Below are 20,959 nucleotides of genomic sequence, written 5' to 3' on the forward strand. Positions count from 1 at the left end.
TTAGGAGGAAGATATGATTATTCAATTTTTAAGAGAAAACAAAGCAGTCTCTTTTGTATTAGCGATAATTCGAGTGTATCTTGGTTACACATGGGTAATGGCTGGAATCGGTAAATTACAAGGGAAAGGCTTCGATGCAACTGGTTATTTACAAGGTGCAATTGAAAAATCTAAAGGAGCACAACCAGCTGTTCAATCTTGGTGGGCATCATTTTTACAAGATTTTGCAATTCCAAACGTTGATTTATTTAATACACTTGTGACGTGGGGAGAAATTTTAGTCGGAATTGGTTTAATTGTAGGCTGTTTAACAAAAACAGCGGTCTTTTTCGGTCTTGTAATGAACTTTTCCTATATGTTTAGTGGGTCAATTGGTGTGAACCCTGAAATGGTTATCTTATCCATGTTCGTTCTTGTTTCTGGTATGAATGCTGGAAAACTTGGAATTGATGGCTTAGTTATTCCAAAAGTACTAGGATCAAAAATTCAAAAACGCCAAAAGCAAGCTGCTTAATATATGAAAACGGGTATCTCAAAATGAGATACCCGTTTATTTTTCAGCACTTATAGGATTTTTCTCGAAGAAATCTTTTACATACCCTACAAATTCTTGTGGCTCTTGACGAAATGGAGCATGATAACCTTTTTCAATAATATGGAAAGTGCTATTTTTTAAGAATTGATGATAAGTTTCTCCTTCTTTCCAAGAAACGCTACTATCATTTCTTCCCCATATAATTAAAGTTGGTTGCTTGATTTCAGTTGCATTGATTTGAAGACGCCTAGGCCATAATTTCATTTTATTATAATGCTCTTCATCATTACGCTTGAATTTAACTTTGCTCTCATCATAATCTGCAATAGAAGAAACGGCACTTAAATCAGTCGACAACTTTGGTTTTGGTGAACCTTGTTTATTAACGAACGTATGAGGGCCGCCTGTAGCATCAGTTAAAATAAGGTGGGTAACCGCTTCGGGGTATAAATATGTTAAATTAAGAGAAATTTCTCCGCCCATAGAATGTCCCAGTATTGCGAATGAGTCATACCCTAATTTTTTCATTAACTTATAATACAAATTTGCATGAGTTGGGAAAGAATAATAAAAATCCATCGGTTTAGAGGAACGTCCGAATCCTAAAGCATCAACAGAAATAATCGTATGATCTTTTGCTAAATCTGAGTAAACCTTTTGAAAACCATCGGATGATCCTCCAAATCCATGGATCATAAGTAAAGGTGGTTTTTCATCACCAATCTTTTTAAAGTAAATCGTTTGACCATCTATCTCTACCATTTTTTCCTCGGTAGCTAGTTTCGCTGTAATTGTATTTTTAACTTGTTTTACTTGTTCTACTGGCTTTTCTGCTGCACTACATCCTACTAATAGTGTAAGAGTAAGACAACCTACCATAAAATAGCTAAATCGCTTCAATTAGGTGTCCCCTTTCTAACATAACGCTGCATCTATCATAGCAAATAGTATATTACGATTTCCAGGAAGTTGATTACCGTTCTTTATCATAAGAGGTGAAAGGAGCGTTTCCTGGAAATTTTCTGTTTGAAGAAATTGACGGAAAATGAATTGTGAGTGCGGAACATCAATGCGTATCGTCCCATTCCACGAGTTGCAAATTATTTCTAATAACTGAATAGCGTCTTTTTCTTTTTTTGAAATAAGTGGAGTGATACATAGTACATCTCCTTTTTGTATGCATAAAGCAAAAGCATCTATTTGATTATCCCGCTCTATTTTAAAGGAGTAAGTTGCTCTCGATAGTAGTGATAAATAAAGCTTAGAACGATCTGCACCAGTCGCAGTTTGATCAAGAAAAATGAGAGATTGAAGATCGGCTTGCTGAATTTGTTTTATGGGAAAAGAATTTATACTTATATGAGCCGCTTGTTTTTCGAAACGATGAATTGTTGTTATTGATTGAAATCCATAAGATTCATATAAGGATTCACCAGCTTTTGTTGCAATGAGCGTAATAGGGAGCGATGGATAAGTTACTTTTAAGCTATTGTTTAACAAAATACGGCCAATTCCTTTTCTTTGAAAATCAGGATGCACGATTAACATACCGATAGAAGAAAATCCAGGGGCAAACGAAAAGACCCCGCCCGCTGCAATAAGTTTATTCTCATGTACATAGCCAAAAATTGTGCCAATGGAAAGGTACATATGGAATTGCTCTTTCATAAAACTCTCATGCTGTAACCACCCAACTGATTCGCAAAGAGAGAGTAAATCTGGAATGGAAGATGCGTCTAGTTTTACTGTTTTCATAAAGTTCACCATATTTCTATTTAAATTAGAAAAAATAAGAATAATATTAAGAAATGTAAAATAATAGGTTCGTATTAAAAGAAATCCAACATGTTTATATTTATCTTTGTAAAGGGGAGTATGCTTGATATGAAAAGACAAACTTATACAAATTATAACTTAAATTTACATAAGTTAACAAAAAATTTACATATAACTCATTTTCTCTTAACAGTCTTCTATTAAATTTGATAGTGGGAAATGAATAACCTAATTAGGGGGACAAGACAGTGAAAAAGTTTGTAAAAAAAGCATGGCCATTTGCAGTTGTGGCGTCGTTAGCAGTTACTTCAGTAGCAACATGGAATTTTACGCGTTCTAGTGAGGTTAATGCAGATGAGAACGGAAACAATGCAAAAATTAAAAATGTCATTGTATTAATTGGGGACGGTATGGGGCCTTCATATATGACAGCTCATCGTTATATGAAAGATAATCCAAAAACATTTGAGATGGAATCTACAGAATTTGATAAGCATCTTGTAGGAACACAAAAAACATATCCAGAAGATGAACATGAAAATATTACAGACTCTGCATCGGCAGCTACTGCGATGTCAGCAGGTATAAAAACATATAACGCAGCTATTGCAGTAGATAATGATAAAGCTGAAGTGAAAACAGTATTGGAGCAAGCGAAAGAAAAAGGGAAGTCAACGGGACTCGTTGCAACTTCTGAAATTACGCATGCAACACCAGCTGCATTCGGTGCACATGATATTAGTCGTAAAAATATGGACGCAATTGCAAATGATTACTTTGATGAGAAAATTAAAGGTAAGCATAAAATAGATGTTATGCTTGGCGGGGGCGTAAAGAACTTTGTTAGAAAAGACCGCAATCTTACAGAAGAATTTAAGAAGTCTGGTTATAGTTATGTAACAGATCGTAATCAATTATTAAATGATAAAAGCGATCAAGTTCTTGGCTTATTTGCACCAGGTGGTTTAGACAAAATGATTGACCGTACTGACAAAACACCTTCATTAGAAGAGATGACAAATGCAGCGATTGAGCGCTTGAACAAAAATAAAGACGGTTTCTTCTTAATGGTCGAAGGTAGTCAAATTGATTGGGCTGGACATGATAATGATATTGTCGGTGCAATGAGTGAAATGGAAGACTTCGAAAAAGCGTTTAAAGCAGCAATTGAGTTTGCGAAAAAAGATAAGAACACATTAGTTGTTGCAACTGCAGATCATGCTACTGGCGGATTATCTTTAGGTGCGAATGGTGAGTATAATTTTAAAGTAGATCCGATTAAAGCTGCGAAACGTACGCCAGACTTTATGGCAAGTGGGATTGTAAAAGGTGCAAATGTAGAAGAAACATTGAAAAAGTATATTGATCTACAATTAACACCAGAAGAAATTAAAGCTGTAAATGATATAGCTCCATCAAAAGATGTAACAAAGATTGATAATGCAATTGAAGATATCTTCAATAAGCGTTCGGTTACAGGTTGGACAACGGGTGGACATACAGGTGAAGATGTGAACGTATATGCATTCGGACCAGGTAAATACTTATTCTCTGGCGTTCAAGAGAATACAAATATAGCTAAACGTGTCTTTGACATCGTTGGCGGTGGCGATCCGAATAAAGGAAGACGCTAATTATAAATGAAAGTGAGGCGAAATGCCTCACTTTTCTTTTTAGGAGATGGAAAGATGAGATTTTTTTTAGGGAAATTAAGATTCCTTCTAGTATTCGTATTATTGCTAGTTGGATGTCAATCTCAAGAGAATAATATAGAACAAAAATCTGCTGGGAAAACTGAGGAAAAGGTACATATAACGAAAGAAGAAGAGAAATCCATTCAAGATGTTATTGAGGCATTTGTACGGACGACGAATGAAAAAAATCTTGCTGAGCATATGGAGTTATTTTCAAAGAAGATGCCTAGTGCTGAAGACTTAAAAACACAAAAGGAAGCGGCATTTCAAAAGGGAAATAAGAAAATAGAATTGGAACATATGAATATGAAAGCTCTTAAAGGTGGGCTTGTTATTGTTGAAACGGAGGAAAAAGAAGTAGATGGAGGGGTTACTCTCCAAAAGAAAATGCAGTATGCACTTGGAAAAGAAGACGAAGGGTGGAAGATTGAAGAGGTTCGTACGATAGAGAAGAAATAAAGTGAAACTTTAATCAGTGGGGGTTTTGTCCATCCCCCACTGATTATTAGTTGAACCAATCGGGCTTTTATGGGCAGTTGATCGCCCACCTAACTCCTTCGCATTCGCAGAATTTTGAGGTGGGAGTCTTACTGCCCGCAAATAGCGGGATAAAAAGGTTCTCATAGGAGAGAACCTTTTTATAGTGGTAATAAAATTTGATTTGAACATGCTTCAATGTCATCAATATCTTGACGGATTGTTGCCATCTTATTATCGAGGTCTTCAGCTTTCATAGCAGCGTCATGTAGTTCATCTTTCAAATAGTCAGGTATATTTCCTTCATATTTGTAGTAAAGTTTATGTTCTAAACTTGCCCAAAAGTCCATGGCAAGTGTACGTAATTGAATTTCTGCAAAGACATCTTTCGTACCAGAATTTAGTGACAATGGATATTTAATAATCATATGCAAACTTTTATAGCCATTTCCTTTTGGATTAGCAATATAATCTTTTACTTCTACAATTTCCATGTCTCCACGATTTTCAATAACTTCTTTTAAATGATAAATATCTTCTACAAAGCAACATGTAATACGGATGCCAATAATATCTTGTAATTGTGTTTGAGCATTTTCAACTGTTGGTGATAAGTTTTTACGCTCAAGCTTCCTAATGATACTTTCGGGTTGTTTAAGTCTTGTTTTTATATGTTCAAACGGGTTGTAGTCTTCTAAAAATTGAGCTTCCCGGTTCATAATTTCAAATTTAGTTTTTAACTCTTCTAAAGCGAATGTATAAGGTAATACAAAAGCTTTCCAGTAGTTAACTGTTGATTGGTTATATTCCATTTCTATACACACCTTTTCTTATTTACAAGTGAAGTTGTTATTATACTAAACACCAAATCATGTAGGCGCAAGCAGCAAATGATGAGATCATAAAGCGATATTTAGTTTTCATCTTTTCAACCCCTTTCAAATGAAATTATATATGAATAAACGTCATTGTTAGTAATTTCACTATGTACAATTCTTATAGTAATAGATTCATGTGAAATTCGTATGAACTAATTGTTTCAGTTTTTTGTCTTTTTGATAACGGCTTTTGGTTTTGTTTGTTATAATTACCTTAAATTGTAATAAAGGAGAGGGTATGATGAATCCAAAAGATAAAAAAAGAAAAGAGAAAGTGGCCCATATTATTGAAATTCCAGATGAATATAGGCTTGTTGTAGATGATCAAGAAGGAGTGGATGATCCGTATCATCTATTATGGTGGGGGCATAAAGAGGATGAGGAGAAAAAGATACAAATTACATTAAATAGGCATACTGGTAATTTATTCGAATTCAGGATAGATGATGAAAATTATTTTTCGAGTGATAAAGAAGTGATAGAGGAGAATAAGGCAAGAGAGATTGCAAATGTATTTATAAAAAAATATGTGGAAGAAGAATTAGAATTTTATACATATGTGTCAGTTAAGGATGACTGGCGTGGTTGGAAAGAAATAAATTATATGCAGGAAGTGAATGGATATCCATTGCCGAATACAGGATGTGTTGTGCGAATTCATCCTTCAGGTAATGTTGTGCATTTTCATTACAATGGACAAAAAGCTATAGGGAAAAAACCGTTATGGCCAATTGAAATTGTTGAGGAGAACGTCGTTTTAGAAACTTTGAGAGCTAGACAAGATATGAGACTTGTATTTGTGGATTTAACACATTCTTCATGTAAATATGAAAATGGTGAGGAAGTAAAAGGCTATCATCTTGTATATGAACCAGAACCTAGTCATGCGTTTATTGATGCAAGTACAGGTAAAGATTTGTTTGACCCAGATCATTATAAATTGCCTCCAACTGTAGCTGTTGAAAAACCGAAAAAAGGTAGTCAACAAGATGATATATTCGATTTATTTGACTGGGATAAAGAAAGTTTTACAAAAGTGGCTGAGACAGAAAATGAAGATGGAATAAGGATGAAATTTGTTTCGAAAGAGGAATTACAAAAACAGAAAGAAGAAAAGAATCCATATTTAATGAATGAATTCTTTAAAAAGCATTTACCGATGTTAAAATATAATAATTTAGTTGGCATTACGATTGATAAATCAACCAATGAATTAATTGGTTTTATAAAACTGGCAGACGATAAAGAAGTAAAACAAATACTGTCTAGAGAGGAATGTTTACAAAAAGCACTTCAATTTTTAGAACATGTTATTCCAGATGTTACACAATATCTTCGCCTTTGGGATGAACGTGACGAAGATGAAGGGATTGAAAGATTTGTCTTTTCAGTATATGTGAATGAAATTCCGGTAGAGTATAGGGAATTCATGGTCAACATTAATACAGAAAATGGTGCTGTGATGCACTACTCGGGAAAAACTAGCAATATAATAGAAGAGTTACTTGCACATGAAACAGCACCAAAAGTAACAAAAGAAAAAGCGTTAGAAATATATAAAGAGGTCATTCGAGTAAAATTAGAATGGTGTATAGATCATGATGCAGAGGAAATGAAATATAAACTGCTGTATAAACAAACGAGGAGTGAAAATCATAAAGAATCCGTCGATTGTAGTCGGAAAATTCGTTACATAGATGCGCATACTGGAGAGAAAATTTGGAGTGAATATTAGTAAAAGCCAATCGATACGTTTCGATTGGCTTTTACTATGTTTATAGAAAAATTTAATGATTAGCGTTGAGTGATTTAAGAATGCCATTAAGTTAAGAGTTCCATATTTACATCGTACAGACACAAACAACCTCATGCCCACATACACATAGTAAAGACCACTATTTTGGCGGAGGTGAAAGGTTTGAGTCTATTCGCCGCAATTGGATATATGGTTCGAGAAGTGTTTGTATTTGTTTCTTATGTGAAGAACAATGCGTTCCCGCAGCCGTTATCATCAGATGATGAGAGAAAGTACTTAGAGTTAATGGAGCAAGGTGATGCTCAAGCGAGAAATCTTTTAATTGAACATAATTTACGGCTTGTAGCTCATATTGTTAAGAAATTCGAAAACACTGGTGAAGATGCAGAAGATTTAATTTCAATTGGTACCATTGGGCTTATTAAAGCGATTGAAAGCTATTCAGCAGGGAAAGGAACTAAGCTTGCAACATATGCAGCACGCTGTATCGAAAATGAAATTTTGATGCATTTACGTGTGCTAAAGAAAACGAAAAAAGACGTTTCACTTCATGATCCGATTGGGCAAGATAAAGAGGGTAATGAAATATCACTTATTGATATATTAAAATCAGAATCTGAAGATGTAATTGATATGATTCAGCTTAGTATGGAGTTAGAAAAAATTAAAGAGTATATCGATATTTTGGACGAACGAGAGAAAGAAGTAATTGTGAAGCGTTTTGGACTTGGGCTTGATAAAGAGAAAACACAGAGGGAGATTGCGAAGGCACTCGGTATTTCAAGAAGCTACGTATCGCGAATTGAAAAGCGTGCTTTAATGAAAATGTTCCATGAATTTGTGCGGGCTGAGAAAGAGAAAAAAGCAAAAGAATAATGTGTATTGTAAGCAGCTACACTTTAAAAGTGGCTGCTTTTCTTTCGGGAAAACGGAAAGAAAACGAGCTGTTCTAAGAAGAAATACATGTTCACTGTTGAAAATGGCGGGTTCTATCTGTAATATTAGAAGGTGCTAAACAATTTAAGAATAAAAATTATACTTAGTTTTTCTTCGTGTATAACGAGACGGCTCCATTCTATATGTGGGAATAAGAACCAATTTTACATATGATATAGAGAGAAAAGAAGGGGAAACTAAAGTTATAGGCTGATTAGGAGGTTTCGTAATTTGCGACGGACATTATATCGACTTATGATCGAACTTACAAATGGTCGTTTTACTTCTTATATATTACGTAAATTTGCACAATCTCGTTTGAGCTCTATCATTATTCCATCGTATGTGAAAGTTTTTCAAATTAATCAAGATGAGATGGAAAAGGGTTTGAAGGAATATGGAACATTGCATGATTTATTTACACGTAGGCTAAAAGAAGGAAAGCGTAGTATTGATACTGATGCGTCGAGTATCGTTAGTCCTGTTGATGGTGTTTTTGCTGATCAAGGTCCTATTGAGGATACAAAAACATTCGATATAAAAGGAAAGCGTTATTCAATTGTGGATATGCTAGGTAATGAAGAGCGTGCAAAGCGATATGCAGGCGGTACATATATGGTGATTTATTTGAGTCCAAGTCATTATCATCGTATTCATAGCCCGCTTTCTGGCTCTGTGACTGAAAGATTTGTACTCGGTAGAAAATCATATCCGGTAAATGCAGCGGGTATGGAGTATGGGAAAGAACCATTGTCAAAAAATTATCGCTCTGTTACAGAAGTAAATAGTGACGGCGAACATATGGCACTTGTAAAAGTAGGTGCTATGTTTGTTAATAGTATCGAGCTCCTTCATGAAAGAAGTACTGTTCAAAAAGGTGAAGAGATGGCATACTTTACATTTGGCTCAACAGTTGTTTTATTATTTGAAAAAGATATGATTAAAGCAGTGCAGGAATTGACAAGTGGGCAAGAGCTGCGTCTTGGTGAAAAAATTGCAACCCGAGTATCTCATAAGTAAAGAAAAGGTTTTATAATATACTTATGAAGCTCTAATTAAGAAATGTGGACAAAGATGCTTAATGAAGAAATCCCCTAGATGGGAGTACTTGTTTATTCGAGAGCCATCGCAGGATGGCTCTTTTTACAGGTCAATCAGCAATCTATATGTACTCAAGAAGATTTGACGAGCTTGTCCTCTAACGAGCGTCTAATAATTTCTTGTTTTATAAGTAAAATGAAGTCGGGATTTAATTTTAGTTCTTTTGCTTTATAATAAGACTCAGTGAGTAAATCAGTAGATAACTGTTCCATATGTTTTGTTTTCAAGGTGAGTCACCTCCTAATAATATAAGGATTGATTCGTTGTTGCATTTAATGTACCAAAAAAATATGACAGTCACAAACAAGAGGTTATCCACATAACTCAGTGGATAAAATGTGAATAGATTGTTAGTAAATTCCAAATTGACTGAAAAATTAACGTGGAAAGTGTGTACAAGTTTATCCACAGGTTATCTATCGAAAAATGTTGTCGAAAAATTTTATGGAAAATCCTCAAAGAGGTGAAAGAAATTGAAGTTATTTTTACCAAATGAATATGTGAAAAATATATATCATATTCAACCAGAAGATTTGAAAAAACGTGGAATTAAAGGAGTTATTACTGATTTAGATAACACTTTAATTGAATGGGATCGTCCAAACGCAACGCCACAGCTTGAAGAGTGGTTTTTGAAAATGAAAGAAAATGATATTCAAGTAACGGTCGTTTCAAATAACAACGAGCAACGCGTTAAAGATTTCGCTGACCCATTAGGTATTCCGTTTATTCATAGTGCGCGCAAACCGTTTGTTCGCGCATTTAAGCGTGCGATACATGAGATGCACCTGCAGCCAGATGAAGTTGTAGTAATTGGAGATCAGTTACTAACGGATGTGCTCGGCGGGAATCGTGTGGGACTTCATACAATTTTAGTTGTACCGGTAGCGCAAACGGACGGATTGGTGACACGATTTAATCGAAAAATTGAACGAAGAATTATGAGAAACATGAAGAAAAAAGGCTTAATTAACTGGGAGGAATAAAGTTTGACTGAAACAATTAAATGTATTGGTTGCGGTGTAGAAATTCAAACAGAAAATAAAAATGAAGTAGGATACGCTCCTGTATCATCTTTAGAAAAAGAACAAGTAATTTGCCAACGTTGTTTTCGTTTGAAACATTATAACGAAATTCAAGATGTATCTTTAACAGATGATGATTTCCTTCGTATTTTGAACGGAATTGGACAATCAGACGCACTAGTGGTTAAAATCGTAGATATTTTCGATTTCAATGGTAGCTGGTTACCGGGCTTACATCGTTTTGTAGGGAACAATAAAGTATTACTTGTAGGGAATAAGGCTGACTTAATTCCAAAGTCAGTTAAGCATGATAAAGTAAAACATTGGATGCGCTATAGTGCAAAGCAACTTGGTTTAAAACCAGAAGATGTCTTTTTAATTAGTGCAGCTAAAGGACAAGGAATCGCTGAACTTGCTGATGCAATTGAGCATTACCGCGAAGGTAAAGATGTTTATGTTGTTGGATGTACGAATGTTGGTAAATCAACATTTATTAATCGTATGATTAAAGAGTTTAGTGATGAGACTGAGAATGTAATTACAACATCACATTTCCCAGGAACAACGCTTGATTTAATTGATATCCCATTAGACGAAACGTCATCTTTATACGATACACCAGGTATTATTAATCATCATCAAATGGCGCATTATGTTGGGAAACAAAGCTTAAAGCTTATTACACCGACTACAGAAGTTAAGCCAATGGTATTCCAATTAAATGAAGAACAAACATTATTCTTTGGTGGATTAGCACGATTTGATTATGTAAGTGGGGGCCGTCGTGCATTCACTTGTCATTTCTCAAACCGTTTAACAATCCATCGTACAAAGCTTGAAAAGGCTGATGAATTGTACGAAAAACACGCTGGAGAATTATTGAATCCACCGACACCAGAAGAATTAGAAAATATGCCTAAGTTTGTGAAATATGAATTTAATATTCGTGAGCCGAAAACGGATGTTGTATTCTCTGGGTTGGGCTGGGTTACTGTAAATGAATCAGGAGCGAAAATTGTTGCTCATGTACCAAAAGGAGTAAGTGTTTCATTACGTAAATCTTTAATTTAATATGGAGAGGGATTTATGAAACAATTATATGGTGTAATCGGAAATCCAATTGGACATTCATTATCACCCGTTATGCATAACGATGCATTTGAACACTTGAATATGGATGCCCATTATCATGCGTTTCTTGTGGAAGAAGAAGCGCTAGGGGAAGCAGTAAAAGGTTTGAAAGCATTAGGTATTTCAGGATTTAATGTAACGACTCCGCACAAAGTTGCAATTATGGAGTACTTGGATGAGATTGCCCCGTTAGCAAGGCAAATCGGTGCGGTAAATACAGTAGTTCATCGAGATGGAAAATTGATTGGGTATAATACAGATGGAATTGGTTTTGTTCGTGCCCTGCAGTCAATTAGTGAAGATCCACTTCAAGAGAAACGTATTTTATTAATCGGTGCAGGTGGTGCTAGCCGAGCTATTTACTTCTCGCTTGCCGATGTAGGTGTGAAAGAAATTGATATTGCTAATCGTACGAGAGATAAGGCGAAAAACCTTATCTCTGGGTGCATGGCAAATGTTAATTCGCATGCTCTATCGTTAGAATGTGCAGCAGAAAATCAAGGGGAATATGATATTATCATCCAAACAACAACGATAGGTATGCATCCACATGTTGAGTATACGCCGTTGGAAATTCGTTCATTGAAACAAGGAACGATTGTTTCTGATATTATTTATAATCCATTTGAGACGAAAATTTTAGGCGATGCGAAAGAACAAGGTGCAATAATTCAAAATGGAATCGATATGTTCGTTTATCAAGGTGCACTTGCGTTTGAAATGTGGACAGGGTGTGTGCCGAATATTGATAGAATGAAACAATTAGTAATGAGAGAGCTTGGAGGCTAATTATATGTTAACAGGAAAACAAAAAAGATTTTTACGTGCAAAGGCACATCATTTAACACCGATTTTTCAAGTTGGAAAAGGTGGCGTGAATGAAAATATGGTGAAACAAATTGGAGAAGCATTAGAAGTTCGTGAACTATTTAAAGTGAGCGTATTACAAAACTGTGAATTTGATCGTAGTGAAGTTGCAGAAGAGCTTGCACAAGGTGCACGAGCTGAAATCGTTCAAGTAATCGGAAGCACAATTGTTTTATACAAAGAATCAAGAGAAAATAAGCAGATTAAGCTTCCTCGATAAAAGATATACGTGAGTTATTTCGTAATGGACGCTTGATATGTAGAAAGCGAAACCAATTGAACTTTTATTAACAGTGGGCTCTCTTCGAATTTGTATGGGGAGAGTTGCTGTATGTAAAAGGAAGGAGCGTTTCTTTTGAGAAAAATTGGCATTATTGGTGGCACGTTTGATCCACCTCATAATGGGCATTTGTTAATTGCAAATGAAGTGTATCATGCTTTAGGGTTGGAAGAGGTATGGTTTTTGCCGAATCAAGTTCCACCGCACAAGCAAGGACGTAACATTACGAGTGTGAAAAGTCGATTAAACATGCTGCAAATAGCGATTGAGGAAGAAGCATACTTTTCAATTTGTTTAGAAGAGCTAGACAGAGAAGGCCCATCTTATACGTACGATACTATGGTACAATTAACGGAGAAGTATCCGGATGTGCAGTTTCACTTTATTATTGGCGGAGACATGGTTGAGTATTTGCCGAAGTGGTATAACATTGAAAAGTTACTTAAGCTTGTGACTTTCGTTGGAGTTGCAAGACCAGGTTATACATTACATACGCCTTATGATATCGTAAAAGTGGAAATTCCGGAGTTTGCAGTTTCTTCTTCTCTGTTACGTGAGAGATATATGACGAAGAAAACGTGCAAATATTTACTCCCCGAAAAAGTACAGGTATATATCGAGAGGAATGGGTTGTATGAATCGTGAGGAAGCACTTAGTATTGTCAAACAACAAATGCATGAAAAACGTTATATACACACGGTTGGTGTAATGGAAACAGCGATTGAACTTGCTAGGTTATATGGTGTAGATGAGAAAAAGGCAGAGACGGCTGCTATATTTCACGATTATGCAAAATGTAGAGCGATTCCAGAAATGGAAGAGATTATTAAGAGAGAAGCTTTGCCAAAGGATCTACTGCACTATAACAAAGAGTTATGGCATGCACCTGTTGGGGCATACTTAGTAGAAAAAGAAGTAGGCATTACTGATCCTGAAATTCTACAAGCTATTACATATCATACAAGTGGTCATGAAAAAATGACAATGTTAGATAAAGTTATTTATGTAGCAGATTACATTGAACCAGGACGTAAGTTTCCTGGTGTGGAAGAAGCGAGGAAACTCGCATATAAAGATATAAATCAAGCTTTACTGTTTGCTTTAAAGCGAACAATTCAATTTTTAATGGAAAAAGATCAAACGATTTATCCATTAACATTCCAAACATACAATGAAGTTATCAAGGAGGAAATTAATAAATGAAAGATAAAGAGTTATTAGTATTAGCGGCAAAAGCAGCTGATGATAAGAGAGCAGAAGATATGGTTGTACTAAATATGCAAGGTATTTCACCGATTGCAGACTATTTTATTATTTGTCACGGAAATTCAGACAAGCAAGTACAAGCAATTGCACGTGAAATTAAAGCGAAGGCACATGAGTTCGAAATTAACGTACAACGTATGGAAGGCTTTGATGAAGCACGTTGGGTTTTAGTAGACCTTGGTGATGTGGTTGCTCATGTATTCCATAAAGATGAGCGTAATCACTATAATTTAGAGCGTCTATGGGGCGATGTGCCGCGTGAAGATATTGCAGATGAGCTAGATCAATGAAATACGAACAATTTGCTTTGCTGTATGACGAACTGATGAATGATGTCCCTTATGATAAATGGGTGGAATTCACAGAGGAAAGTTTACAACAGGCATCTATGAAAGAGGCAAGAATCCTTGACGTAGCATGTGGAACTGGTAACGTAACACTTCCGCTTGTGCGAAAAGGTTATGATTTAATTGGTGTAGATCTTTCGGAAGAAATGTTAACTGTCGCGCAGCAAAAATTGGGGGGAGAAGGATATTTTATTCCTTTTTACCAACAAGACATGAGAGAGCTCGATGTTCCTGGTGAATTTGATTGTGTGACAATCTTTTGTGACTCATTAAATTACGTATTGCAAGAAGATGGAGTGCAAGAAACATTTAGAAGAGTTTTCCACCATTTACGTCAGGATGGCTTGTTTTTATTCGATGTACACTCTTTATATAAAATACATCACGTATTTCAAAATGAAACATATACAGTGAACGGCGAAGAAATATCACTTATTTGGAACTGCTTCCCTGGAGAAGAATCAGATAGTGTGGAACATGATTTGACATTCTTTGTACAAGATTCAGAAGAAGATGTGTATCATCGTTTTGACGAATGTCACGTGCAACGTGCGTATTCGGTTGAAGTGTTAACAAAATGGCTTGAAGAAGCTGGGTTTACAGTGCTTCGCGTCACAGGTGACTTTGAACGAATTGAAGTGACAGAACAAACAGAGCGCATCTTTTTTATGGCGAAGAAGAATGGATAAAAGAAAAGCAACCGATAAGGTTGCTTTTCTTTTATAGAAAAGATGTAGTTTTAGTTCTAGAAAAATAAAAAGATGATATGTGTAAAGTGTAAAAATGCTAGTTTTAGTGAAAATGTAGCATGAAAAAGATAAGTATTAATAAAAAGGGTTTGGGATTACGATGGCGTATTTATTATGTGTGTTTATCGAATTGCTGCTCAACGCATTTTAAGTCTTCATCAAATTTCTCATGTGTCCGTTCGATTAATTTATGAAACATATCCCCAACGTGCTCTTCTAAAATACGAATACCTTCTCCTGTAACACCGCCTTTAACGCATACCTTTTCTTGTAAAGTAGGTAATGTGAAAATTTCTTTTTCGAGTAATTTCCCCATTCCAATGACCATTTCACTTACTAAAGTAGTGGCTTCTTCATGTGTAATATTTGTTTTATCTACAGCAGCGTTAATGAAACATTGTAATAAATAACTAAAAAAAGCAGGGCCGCAGCTTGCTATATCAGATGAAACGCGCGTTATATCTTCTTCTATAACAAGGGGAGTAGAAATGTTTTTGAATAGACGAAGTAGTTTTTGTTGCCATTCTAGAGAGCAGTTATTTCCAAATGTAAATAGTGATGCGCCGGATAAGGCGCGGTTTGTGATGCTTGGAATGATACGAGCGACGTGGCAAGGTATAAGTGTTTCTAATTGTGATGGAGATATGGGGCTTGTGATAGAAACTAAGCAATCTTCGTCTGAAAAATGGTCAGCGTATTTTTGTAGAATAGGGTATATGTCTATCGGTTTTACGCAAATGAAAATAAGCTGGGATTGTTCGATTACCTCTTGGATTGTTTTGGCTATATGAACAGAAGGGTATTTTTCTTTTATATGATATGCTTTGGCAGGCGTCCGATTAATAATAGTAAGGCACGAAGGTTTGACAGCACGGGTTTCTAAAAATGCATCGATTAGTATATTCCCCATGTTCCCTGTCCCTATAATTCCTATGTTCAATGTTTCATCCCTCCTTCGTAACAGCTTTCTCCTAAACAATATGAATGATGTTATAAATTTATGATTAGAGGTGTAAAATGATGTGGGATTTTCCGAAAAAATGGTTGGGATTAGTGGTTATTATTGGCACTTTGATTTTTCTTTTTTTCTGGAAAACGAATCAGCAAACAGAGCGATCGCTCATTACAACGGAAGTTCAAGTAAAAGATGTGGAGAAAAAAAGTAAACCGAAAGTATTGGATACAAAGGAGCAGAAAAAAATAATTATAATTGATGTGAAAGGGGCGGTTTTTAAAGAGGGTGTGTATGAAATGAAGGAAGGGGACCGGGTGAAGGAGGCGGTTGAAAAAGCTGGTGGTTTGTTGCCGGATGCAGATGTGAAGAAAGTGAATTTGGCGCAAATGGTCCAAGACCAAATGCTTCTGTATGTTCCTAACAAGAATGAGTCAGTGCAAGAAGGGACTACTTTTTCAAAAAGCGAGGGTAAAGTGCAAATAAATACAGCTTCTAAAGAGCAACTTGAAAAAATAACAGGCATTGGTTCTCGGAAAGCGGAAAGTATTTTGAAATACCGAGAAGAACATGGTCCGTTTCAGAAAATAGAAGATTTATTAGAAATTGATGGGATTGGTGCGAAGTCTTTAGAGAAAATAAAAGATCAAATTATTATTCCATAAAAGATTGACGAAGTTTTTCTTTTTTCGCTACACTACAAGTAGACAAAAAAGAAGGTGAAAAATATGGAACGAATTTCATGGGATCAATATTTTATGACGCAAAGCCATCTACTATCTTTACGTAGTACATGTACAAGGCTTGCGGTAGGAGCGACAATCGTTCGTGATAAACGAATTATTGCTGGTGGATATAACGGTTCAATTAAAGGTGGTGTCCATTGTATAGACGATGGTTGCTATGTCATTGATAATCATTGCGTTCGTACAATTCATGCTGAAATGAATGCTTTATTGCAATGTGCGAAATTTGGTGCAAAAACAGAGGAAGCGGAAATTTATGTCACACATTTTCCTTGTTTGCAGTGCTGTAAGGCGATTATTCAAAGTGGTGTTACAGCGGTTTATTATGCACAGGACTATAAAAATCATCCGTATGCCGTAGAGTTATTTGAACAAGCGAGTGTAACAGTAAAGCACGTTCCGCTAGAATACGATATTACATCGCTAGAGGAACAAGAGCGTCATTTACAGCTAAAGGAATTATTCGCAGCTTTAGAAAAAGATAATTTATCAATGGAAGAATTACAGCGTGTATTCACTAAAGCGAAAATGATGCTATAAGGAGTGAGTATGAGTTGAATGGGCAATGGGGCTATGTTGCAATCTCGTTTATAATTGGGATTGCAATTACCTTTTCCGCATCGCATTTGTTGGCTGCTTGTTGTTTCGTTTGTTATGTTTTATTTTGTTTATATCGTACTTCGCGTAAAACCTTCATATTTTGTATAATAGCGTGTTTTAGTGGCGTTATGTACACCACGTATGTTCAGAGTCTAAATAAGCCGCTAGGGGAGTCCTATGAAGTTACACGAGGGGTCGTGCAAAATACACCTCTAATTAATGGGGATCGTCTCTCTTTTCAAATTGAAGATCAGAATAAAAACTTAGTGCAGTTAAATTATAAAATACAATCTGCTTCGGAAAAGAAGCAGTTGCAACAATTACATGCAGGTATATCGTGTACATTTAAAGGGGAGGTGAAAGAACCACAAACTGCCCGGAATTTTCATGTTTTTGATTATCGTAATTATTTATATCAGCAAAAAATACATTTTATATTTGATGTGACATACATTTCTGAATGTCAAAAAACATCGTTGTCACTCGTGCAATGGATTTTCCTTCTCAGGCAACAAACAATCTCGAAAGTTACAGAAATGTTCCCGGAACAATCAGGTGCATTTATGAACGCATTATTATTTGGAGATCGACAACAAATGACGTTTGAAGTAGAAGAGCAATATCAACAATTTGGTCTTATACATTTGTTAGCAATTTCAGGATCGCATATCGTATTATTAATGGTTATAATGTATTTTGTTTTGCTAAGAAGTGGTGTGACGAAAGAGATAGCAACAGTATGCCTTATAGTTTGCATTCCTCTGTATATGATCATAGCTGGGGCGTCGCCATCTGTTGTGAGGGCTTCTATAACAGGAGTTTTATTATTGGTAGCTTTCATATGCTCTGTTCGCTTATCTAGTCTAGACGCCTTAAGTATAACGGCTATATGTATGCTTATATACGATCCGTATCTTATTTTCAACATTGGATTTCAATTCTCATTTGTAGGTAGTTTTTCTTTACTACTATCTGCGCCGATATTATTAGGGCGTAGTAATGGGATAGTTCGAAATTCTATTTACATTTCTATAATTTCACAGCTCGCTAGTACCCCCATCTTGTTATATCATTTTGGTTATTTTTCTCCTTATAGCATTTTCCTCAATCTTATATATGTTCCTTTTCTATCCATTATTGTATTGCCATGTAGCATCATTATTCTTATATGTATGCCGGTTATTCCATTTTTCGCAAAAGGAATTGCATATGTACTTTCACTATGTTTAACCATTTCTAATGATTTTCTAAGTTACTGTGAAAGTTTCCCTTTCATCCGACTTACTTTTGGTCAAACTCCTTTATTTCTTGTGGCTATATATTGTTTTAGTATCGTTAGTATATTTGTGGTTTGGGAAAGGGTAATAACGAAAAAAATTTTGTGCATAGTTGTGGGTGTGTTTCTTTTTATTAGTACTTGTCATTATGTATATCCATATTTTCGTGAAAGTGGGAGTGTTACATTTCTTGATGTTGGACAGGGAGATGCGATATTAATTCGTCTGCCGTACGATAAAGAGGTTTATCTTATTGATACAGGAGGAGCCCTTCCTGTCAAGAAGGAAGCGTGGCAACAGAAAAAGCATGAATTTTCTGTTGGGCATGATATTCTTGTTCCTTTTTTACAAAAAGAAGGTATAAAAACGATTGATAAATTAATTGTAACGCACGGAGATGCGGATCATATAGGTGCTGCGCTGGATTTGCTGTCATCTATTATTGTAAAAGAAGTTGTATTTGGGAGAAAGGAACAAGATGCTGTATTGGAAAAGGTGGTGAAGAAAAAGGCGTTAGAAAAGAGCATGAAGATAAGTGTAGTAGGAGAAGGGGAAGGTTGGAGGGTAAATGAAGCGGAATTTTTCGTATTAGCTCCAAAGGGGAAAGAAAAGGGAGAAAATGACTCTTCGATTGTACTATGGGCCAGACTAGGGGGACTAACATGGCTATTTACGGGTGATCTAGAAGAAGAAGGAGAAAAGTTTATAGTATCAACATATCCTGATTTGCGGGCTAATATTTTAAAAGTTGCCCACCATGGGAGTAAAACATCGTCTACAGATCCGTTTTTAAGCCTTGTACAGCCTGCTGTAGCGATTATTTCTGTGGGGGAGCGTAATAGGTATGGGCACCCGCATAAGGAAGTTATAGAGCGTTTTAAGAAGATGGGTATTGATATATGGCGTACGGATAAGCAAGGTGCTATTTCCTATGTTTTTAATGGAGAAAAAGGAACCTTTCAAAGTAAAATCACATATGATGAAACACATAGAAGATGAAAAAAAGAAGACTGCCGTTAAGCAGCAGCCTTTAAGAACCGATGAATTTAATAACAGTTGCAATAATGAAAAGTGTTGCGAAAAAACCAAATGAGACGATAAATCCTACCCCTGAATCAATAGCGTCATTGCGTTTACTTTGAACGTTTTGTTCAAAATCATTCATTTAGAATCCCTCCCCAACATTCCATTTTAGTATAAAATATTGTCAGAAAAAAATCTACAATTTCCATATGAAGTGAAATAGAGTATTTGTATACTTTTTCTAGTTAGTTAAGTAGCGTGAATTTTTCATTTCCAATCATGTTAACAGTTGGCACTTATACTAAGATTATTATTGTAAATAATAAAGGGAAGGTGATTACCGCACACCAATAAGAAATCCGGGGCTTATTGCGTGGCGTTTTATATAAATAAAGGGGCGGGTTATAAAGACCGTCCCTTTGTACTTGTAAAACAAAAGCTAGGGCATTAGTATAAATATATATTGCCAAGTTAGGGAGTAGGAAAAAATATGAGTGATATACATAAGAAGATTAAAAAGAAACAGTTCGCTCCGTTGTATGTACTGTATGGAACGGAAGCCTATTTTATAAATGAAACGATAAAGCTTATTACAACGGAAGCGCTTGAAGAGGAAGATCGAGAGTTTAATGTTGTGACATACGATTTGGAAGAAGCGTATTTAGAAGATGTAGTTGAGGATGCGCATACGCTTCCTTTTTTTGGAGAGCGTAAAGTTATATTAATAAAATCACCACTATTTTTAACGGCACAAAAAGAAAAGCTAGAACAAAATATAAAAATTTTAGAAGAATATATTGGGGAGCCATCTCCTTTTTCTATTCTTGTTTTTGTTGCGCCTTATGAAAAATTAGACGAACGAAAAAAAATTACAAAACTATTAAAGAAAACAGCGGATGTAATAGAAGCAAATGCGATGCAAGTGCAGGATGTTCAGAAGTGGATTGTTTCTCGTGCGGATGAGGTGCATGTGCATATTGATAATGCAGCTGTTAGTTTATTGTTAGAGCTTGTGGGAAGTAATGTAACAATGTTGGCGAAGGAAATGGACAAGTTAACGTTATACGTCGGTATGGGCGGAGAAATTACGCCAAAACTTGTCACGGAACTTGTGCCGAAATCTGTTGAACAAAACGTGTTTACTTTAACAGAAAAAGTGGTAAAAAAAGATATCGCTGGTGCGATGCAAATTTTAGACGGATTATTTACACAGCAGGAAGAACCGATTAAACTGCTCGCTTTATTAGTAAGTCAGTTCCGCTTGCTACATCAAGTGAAAGAGTTGCAACAGCGTGGTTACGGACAAAATCAAATCGCGTCCCATATTGGTGTACATCCGTATCGGGTAAAGTTGGCGATGAATCAAACGAAGTTTTTCTCTTTTGAAGAATTAAAAAAAGTTATTATAGAATTGGCGGAAGCTGATTATAGTATGAAGACTGGAAAGATGGATAAGAAACTTGTGCTTGAGTTTTTCTTAATGCGGTTAAATCATATGTAGTGACACAAAAAAGTTCACGTACTTAGTACGTGAACTTTTTT

At 35.6% G+C, this 20,959-nt stretch carries 24 protein-coding genes; 18 read left to right on the plus strand and 6 right to left on the minus strand.

Features of this window, described 5'->3' with window-relative positions:
- The first annotated feature begins 13 nt into the window (after positions 1–13).
- Complete coding sequence (locus NSS74_RS02635) at positions 14–514, plus strand: DoxX family protein (RefSeq protein ID WP_002015237.1); 501 nt, start codon at positions 14–16, stop codon at positions 512–514.
- Between the two features lie 36 nt (positions 515–550).
- On the opposite strand, the gene NSS74_RS02640 is transcribed toward NSS74_RS02635, so the two are convergent.
- On the minus strand, positions 551–1,435 hold the full coding sequence (locus tag NSS74_RS02640) for an alpha/beta fold hydrolase (protein WP_002143186.1): 885 nt from the start codon (positions 1,433–1,435) through the stop codon (positions 551–553).
- Between the two features lie 15 nt (positions 1,436–1,450).
- Complete coding sequence (locus NSS74_RS02645; protein ID WP_002143185.1) at positions 1,451–2,290, minus strand: GNAT family N-acetyltransferase; 840 nt, start codon at positions 2,288–2,290, stop codon at positions 1,451–1,453.
- 269 nt (positions 2,291–2,559) lie between these two features.
- On the opposite strand from NSS74_RS02645, the gene NSS74_RS02650 reads away from it, so the two are divergent.
- Positions 2,560–3,945, plus strand: a complete 1,386-nt coding sequence (locus NSS74_RS02650; protein WP_340813191.1) for an alkaline phosphatase — start codon at positions 2,560–2,562, stop codon at positions 3,943–3,945.
- A gap of 54 nt (positions 3,946–3,999) precedes the next feature.
- Positions 4,000–4,464, plus strand: coding sequence for a hypothetical protein (locus NSS74_RS02655; RefSeq protein WP_002143183.1), 465 nt, complete (start codon positions 4,000–4,002; stop codon positions 4,462–4,464).
- A gap of 179 nt (positions 4,465–4,643) precedes the next feature.
- Here NSS74_RS02655 and NSS74_RS02660 read toward each other — a convergent pair whose 3' ends face one another.
- Complete coding sequence (locus NSS74_RS02660; RefSeq protein ID WP_002015229.1) at positions 4,644–5,294, minus strand: GTP pyrophosphokinase; 651 nt, start codon at positions 5,292–5,294, stop codon at positions 4,644–4,646.
- Between the two features lie 304 nt (positions 5,295–5,598).
- On the opposite strand from NSS74_RS02660, the gene NSS74_RS02665 reads away from it, so the two are divergent.
- The 3 genes from NSS74_RS02665 (at position 5,599) to NSS74_RS02675 (ending at position 9,072) form a co-directional block, all read left to right on the plus strand.
- Positions 5,599–7,095, plus strand: a complete 1,497-nt coding sequence (locus tag NSS74_RS02665; protein ID WP_340813192.1) for a YcdB/YcdC domain-containing protein — start codon at positions 5,599–5,601, stop codon at positions 7,093–7,095.
- A 183-nt stretch (positions 7,096–7,278) separates the two neighbouring features.
- The gene (gene sigK / locus NSS74_RS02670; protein ID WP_000051382.1) at positions 7,279–7,992 is read left to right on the plus strand and encodes an RNA polymerase sporulation sigma factor SigK; all 714 of its coding nucleotides are present in this window, start codon (positions 7,279–7,281) and stop codon (positions 7,990–7,992) included.
- Between the two features lie 291 nt (positions 7,993–8,283).
- The gene (locus tag NSS74_RS02675) at positions 8,284–9,072 is read left to right on the plus strand and encodes a phosphatidylserine decarboxylase (protein ID WP_002129166.1); all 789 of its coding nucleotides are present in this window, start codon (positions 8,284–8,286) and stop codon (positions 9,070–9,072) included.
- 152 nt (positions 9,073–9,224) lie between these two features.
- On the opposite strand, the gene NSS74_RS02680 is transcribed toward NSS74_RS02675, so the two are convergent.
- Complete coding sequence (locus tag NSS74_RS02680) at positions 9,225–9,380, minus strand: sporulation histidine kinase inhibitor Sda (protein ID WP_002015226.1); 156 nt, start codon at positions 9,378–9,380, stop codon at positions 9,225–9,227.
- 246 nt (positions 9,381–9,626) lie between these two features.
- On the opposite strand from NSS74_RS02680, the gene NSS74_RS02685 reads away from it, so the two are divergent.
- The 8 genes from NSS74_RS02685 to NSS74_RS02720 all read left to right on the plus strand — a co-directional run bounded on the left by NSS74_RS02685 (position 9,627) and on the right by NSS74_RS02720 (position 14,759).
- Positions 9,627–10,139, plus strand: coding sequence for a YqeG family HAD IIIA-type phosphatase (locus NSS74_RS02685; RefSeq protein ID WP_002015225.1), 513 nt, complete (start codon positions 9,627–9,629; stop codon positions 10,137–10,139).
- A gap of 3 nt (positions 10,140–10,142) precedes the next feature.
- Positions 10,143–11,249, plus strand: coding sequence for a ribosome biogenesis GTPase YqeH (gene yqeH, locus NSS74_RS02690; protein WP_002015224.1), 1,107 nt, complete (start codon positions 10,143–10,145; stop codon positions 11,247–11,249).
- Positions 11,250–11,264: 15 nt separating this feature from the next.
- The gene (gene aroE / locus NSS74_RS02695) at positions 11,265–12,098 is read left to right on the plus strand and encodes a shikimate dehydrogenase (protein ID WP_002015222.1); all 834 of its coding nucleotides are present in this window, start codon (positions 11,265–11,267) and stop codon (positions 12,096–12,098) included.
- Positions 12,099–12,102: 4 nt separating this feature from the next.
- Positions 12,103–12,396 carry a ribosome assembly RNA-binding protein YhbY gene (yhbY, locus tag NSS74_RS02700; RefSeq protein WP_002015220.1) on the plus strand — a complete coding sequence of 98 codons (294 nt, stop codon included), beginning with the start codon at positions 12,103–12,105 and terminating at the stop codon, positions 12,394–12,396.
- 135 nt (positions 12,397–12,531) lie between these two features.
- The gene (locus NSS74_RS02705) at positions 12,532–13,101 is read left to right on the plus strand and encodes a nicotinate-nucleotide adenylyltransferase (protein WP_002015218.1); all 570 of its coding nucleotides are present in this window, start codon (positions 12,532–12,534) and stop codon (positions 13,099–13,101) included.
- Positions 13,091–13,660: a bis(5'-nucleosyl)-tetraphosphatase (symmetrical) YqeK gene (gene yqeK / locus NSS74_RS02710; RefSeq protein ID WP_002143180.1), complete on the plus strand. Its 570-nt coding sequence runs from the start codon at positions 13,091–13,093 to the stop codon at positions 13,658–13,660. Before NSS74_RS02705 ends, yqeK begins: the two co-directional genes overlap by 11 nt.
- Positions 13,657–14,013 carry a ribosome silencing factor gene (gene rsfS, locus NSS74_RS02715; protein ID WP_000653209.1) on the plus strand — a complete coding sequence of 119 codons (357 nt, stop codon included), beginning with the start codon at positions 13,657–13,659 and terminating at the stop codon, positions 14,011–14,013. The genes yqeK and rsfS overlap by 4 nt, the downstream gene beginning before the upstream one ends.
- Positions 14,010–14,759 carry a class I SAM-dependent DNA methyltransferase gene (locus NSS74_RS02720; RefSeq protein ID WP_002088700.1) on the plus strand — a complete coding sequence of 250 codons (750 nt, stop codon included), beginning with the start codon at positions 14,010–14,012 and terminating at the stop codon, positions 14,757–14,759. The genes rsfS and NSS74_RS02720 overlap by 4 nt, the downstream gene beginning before the upstream one ends.
- A 172-nt stretch (positions 14,760–14,931) precedes the next feature.
- Here NSS74_RS02720 and comER read toward each other — a convergent pair whose 3' ends face one another.
- On the minus strand, positions 14,932–15,759 hold the full coding sequence (comER, locus tag NSS74_RS02725; protein WP_016100601.1) for a late competence protein ComER: 828 nt from the start codon (positions 15,757–15,759) through the stop codon (positions 14,932–14,934).
- Positions 15,760–15,836: 77 nt separating this feature from the next.
- Between comER and NSS74_RS02730 the strand changes: the two genes are divergently transcribed.
- From NSS74_RS02730 to NSS74_RS02740, 3 genes are all read left to right on the plus strand, one after another.
- Positions 15,837–16,436, plus strand: coding sequence for a helix-hairpin-helix domain-containing protein (locus NSS74_RS02730; protein WP_002143177.1), 600 nt, complete (start codon positions 15,837–15,839; stop codon positions 16,434–16,436).
- A 63-nt stretch (positions 16,437–16,499) separates the two neighbouring features.
- Positions 16,500–17,057: a ComE operon protein 2 gene (locus tag NSS74_RS02735; protein ID WP_002088698.1), complete on the plus strand. Its 558-nt coding sequence runs from the start codon at positions 16,500–16,502 to the stop codon at positions 17,055–17,057.
- A gap of 14 nt (positions 17,058–17,071) precedes the next feature.
- The gene (locus NSS74_RS02740; RefSeq protein WP_159147091.1) at positions 17,072–19,393 is read left to right on the plus strand and encodes a DNA internalization-related competence protein ComEC/Rec2; all 2,322 of its coding nucleotides are present in this window, start codon (positions 17,072–17,074) and stop codon (positions 19,391–19,393) included.
- 31 nt (positions 19,394–19,424) lie between these two features.
- Here the strand turns inward: NSS74_RS02740 and NSS74_RS02745 are convergent, their stop codons facing one another.
- On the minus strand, positions 19,425–19,559 hold the full coding sequence (locus NSS74_RS02745) for a YqzM family protein (protein WP_000997609.1): 135 nt from the start codon (positions 19,557–19,559) through the stop codon (positions 19,425–19,427).
- A 348-nt stretch (positions 19,560–19,907) separates the two neighbouring features.
- On the opposite strand from NSS74_RS02745, the gene holA reads away from it, so the two are divergent.
- Positions 19,908–20,918, plus strand: coding sequence for a DNA polymerase III subunit delta (gene holA, locus NSS74_RS02750; protein ID WP_002143173.1), 1,011 nt, complete (start codon positions 19,908–19,910; stop codon positions 20,916–20,918).
- The last annotated feature ends 41 nt before the right edge of the window (positions 20,919–20,959 follow it).

Source organism: Bacillus sp. FSL E2-8868 (assembly GCF_038005505.1).
GTDB classification, from domain to species: domain Bacteria; phylum Bacillota; class Bacilli; order Bacillales; family Bacillaceae_G; genus Bacillus_A; species Bacillus_A mycoides.

Bases quoted from the DNA above. Each gene is read 5' to 3' on its own strand.
- NSS74_RS02635 (WP_002015237.1), top strand. From the start codon at position 14: ATGATTATTCAATTTTTAAGAGAAAACAAAGCAGTCTCTTTTGTATTA.
- NSS74_RS02645 (WP_002143185.1), bottom strand. From the start codon at position 2,290: ATGAAAACAGTAAAACTAGACGCATCTTCCATTCCAGATTTACTCTCT.
- NSS74_RS02655 (WP_002143183.1), top strand. From the start codon at position 4,000: ATGAGATTTTTTTTAGGGAAATTAAGATTCCTTCTAGTATTCGTATTA.
- NSS74_RS02660 (WP_002015229.1), bottom strand. From the start codon at position 5,294: ATGGAATATAACCAATCAACAGTTAACTACTGGAAAGCTTTTGTATTA.
- NSS74_RS02665 (WP_340813192.1), top strand. From the start codon at position 5,599: ATGATGAATCCAAAAGATAAAAAAAGAAAAGAGAAAGTGGCCCATATT.
- aroE (WP_002015222.1), top strand. From the start codon at position 11,265: ATGAAACAATTATATGGTGTAATCGGAAATCCAATTGGACATTCATTA.
- yhbY (WP_002015220.1), top strand. From the start codon at position 12,103: ATGTTAACAGGAAAACAAAAAAGATTTTTACGTGCAAAGGCACATCAT.
- yqeK (WP_002143180.1), top strand. From the start codon at position 13,091: ATGAATCGTGAGGAAGCACTTAGTATTGTCAAACAACAAATGCATGAA.
- rsfS (WP_000653209.1), top strand. From the start codon at position 13,657: ATGAAAGATAAAGAGTTATTAGTATTAGCGGCAAAAGCAGCTGATGAT.
- NSS74_RS02720 (WP_002088700.1), top strand. From the start codon at position 14,010: ATGAAATACGAACAATTTGCTTTGCTGTATGACGAACTGATGAATGAT.
- NSS74_RS02730 (WP_002143177.1), top strand. From the start codon at position 15,837: ATGATGTGGGATTTTCCGAAAAAATGGTTGGGATTAGTGGTTATTATT.
- NSS74_RS02735 (WP_002088698.1), top strand. From the start codon at position 16,500: ATGGAACGAATTTCATGGGATCAATATTTTATGACGCAAAGCCATCTA.
- NSS74_RS02745 (WP_000997609.1), bottom strand. From the start codon at position 19,559: ATGAATGATTTTGAACAAAACGTTCAAAGTAAACGCAATGACGCTATT.
- holA (WP_002143173.1), top strand. From the start codon at position 19,908: ATGAGTGATATACATAAGAAGATTAAAAAGAAACAGTTCGCTCCGTTG.